Origin of the sequence: Candidatus Protofrankia californiensis (assembly GCF_900634765.1) — a bacterium.
Classification (GTDB): Bacteria; Actinomycetota; Actinomycetes; order Frankiales; family Frankiaceae; genus Protofrankia; species Protofrankia californiensis.
This window is the reverse complement of sequence record NZ_CAAAFT010000196.1, coordinates 1-2,586: the sequence shown is the minus strand read 5'-3', so window position 1 is coordinate 2,586 and position 2,586 is coordinate 1. Positions and strand designations below refer to the sequence as shown.

Genomic DNA, 2,586 nt, shown 5'->3' with positions numbered 1-2,586 from the left:
TGGCCCTCACCGCGCTCGCCGCCGGTGCCGCCTCCCCGGCCGTGACGCTCGTCGAGGGCCCGACGGCCACCGAGCAAAGCGGGCGGGAAAATAGGCGAAGCCTCCCGCCCGCGGAGCGAAACCAATCAGCAACCGAGCAAAGCGGGCAGGCGGCCGCGTCGCTGCCCCGCCGCGTGATCGACCTGCCGAGCTACCCCTGGGAGCGGCAGCGTCACGCGCCCGCCTCTGTCAGGCCCGCATCCCCGTCGGCCGGGCCCACCGCCTCAGCGCCGGCTGGGCTGCCCATCCCGGTGCCGCGCCACCACGTCGTCTGGCAGCCCATCACCCTACCGACTTCCACGGGGGACCACGCGCTCGTACTCGCCGGCGACGACGCCGACCTGCTGCGGCGTCTTGTCGAGACGGCGGCCGGCAACGGCCTGCCAGGTGTGGCACTCGGCCCGGTCGACGGTGACATCGCCGACCCGCCGGGGTGGGAGCGTCACCACCTGCCCCGCGACGACGCCGAATGGGCCGCGTTCTGGGCGTCGCGCCCATGGTCACAGCCGGTCGCGCTGGTGCTGGTGATGCGGGCCACGACGTTGCCCGATCCATTCGTCACCACGGGGGACGCCGCACCCGGCGTTGCTCCCCAGGACATTGCCGTCCAGGCCGTCCAGAACATTGACATTGCCGTCCAGGACATTGCCGCCGCGGGCGCTGCGACCTGTCTTGCCGTCACGACCGCGGTCCGCACGCTCGCCAGCGCCGACGCCGTGGGCCGAGCCATCATTGTCACCCGTGGCGTACGCCAGGTCACGGGCCATGACGGGATCGTGCCGGCCGACCATGGCCTGCTGCACGGCCTCGCGCCGGTGCTGGGTCTGGAACTGGACGTCAGCTGGGGCGGCGTCGTCGACCTGCCCGCGGTCCCCGAACCAGCGGACCTGCGTACGCTGCTACGCGTTGTCAAAGGTGGGGGCGCCCACGCAGACACCGGTGACCTCGACGACGTCCTCGCCGTGCGGAGCGGGGGCGTCTTCGCCGCCCGCGTGCGACCGGTGACTTCCAACCCCGTACCGAAACTCGCTCTCCGGGCGGACGCCACCTACCTGATCACCGGTGGGCTCGGTGCCATCGGTCGTGCGCTCATCTCCGACCTCGTGCACCGAGGCGCACGTCACCTGCTGCTGGTCGGGCGCCGCGCCGAGGAGCGGCTCGACCCTGCGGGCAGCGCCCTGTTGGAGAGCTTGCGCCGAGACGGTGTGGACGTTCGCTACCAGGCCGCCGACTGCGACGACCCGGCGGCGCTCGCCGCCGCCTGCCGGGAGAGCGGCACGATGCCCCCGGTGCGCGGCATCATCCACGGCGCGGGCACTCTCCCGGCGGCGCCCCTGGCGGAGGTGGACGCCGACAGCTTCACCGTGGCACTGCGTGGCAAGTTCACCGGCGCCTGGTGGCTGCATCTGCTCAGCCGCGACTGGCCGCTCGACTTCTTCATCCAGCTCTCGTCGGTGTCGGCCCTGTGGGGTACCGATGGCTACGGTGCCTATGCCTCCGCCAACGGTGGGCTCGACGCGATCGCCGCCTACCGGACGGCCGCCGGTCTGGCGTCGGTGAGCATCGCCTTCGGGCCGTGGGCTCTTGACGGCATGGCCGACGAGAGCGGTCGGGACAACCTGGCGCGGATGGGTGTCGGCGCGCTCAGCGTCGCCGCCGGTTGTGCGAGCCTCACCGCCGACGCCCCGTCCGCCGGATCTCCCCTGGTGGTCTGCCCGGTGGACTGGCCGCGCTTCGGCGAGGTCATGGCCAGTCGTCGCCGCCGCCCGTTCTTCGATGACGTCATCCCAGGTCATGGCGTCTCAGGAGGCAGCGCCGAGACGGGCGTAGCTCCGGCCACGGCTCGCACCGTCCTGCTCGACATGCCTGCGGGAGCGCGCCTGGGTGCCGCGCGTGACGCCGTGCGGGAACTGCTGGCGGTGATCCTCGGCCACGCCGAGGCGCGAGCCGTACGCGAGGACGTCGGCTTCTTCGACCTCGGAATGGATTCGATCATGGCGGTGGACCTCGCGCGCGAGCTGTCGGTCGCCTTCGATGTCGAGGTGGGCATCTCCGAGGTCTTCGACCACCCGACCGTCACCGAACTGGCCGGGCACATTGTCACCCGGGTCACGGCCGCCAGCGCGACCCCGGCCCCGCGGCCGACTCCGGCCACCGTGCCGCCCGCTGCCACCGTGCCACCCGCTACCGCCGCATCCCGCGACGTGCCTCTGCCGCCGACGGACCGTCGGGAGACGGCGGGCGAACTCGTCGCGATCGTCGGCATGGCCGGCCGTTTCCCCGGGGCGGACTCCCTCGAAGAGTTCTGGGAGCAGTTGCGTGTGGGCCGGGACGCGGTCGGACCTGTTCCCTCCGACCGTTTCGACGCGGCTTCGCTGCATGACAACGACCCGCTGCGGACCGGAACGATCACCACCGACCAAGGTGGTTTCCTCTCCGACATCGCGCGCTTCGACGCGGCGTTCTTCGACATTCCGGCGCGGGAGGCCGAAAGCCTCGACCCGCAGCAGCGGCTGCTGCTGGAATCGGCCTGGCACGCCCTTGAAG

At 72.1% G+C, this 2,586-nt stretch carries 1 protein-coding gene; it reads left to right on the top strand.

Annotation, left to right across the window (positions count from 1 at the left end; translation table 11 throughout):
- Positions 1-2,586, top strand: a 2,586-nt coding sequence (locus tag DD1DGNOD_RS10780) for a type I polyketide synthase (RefSeq protein ID WP_165036587.1), incomplete at both ends; no start/stop codon positions are given.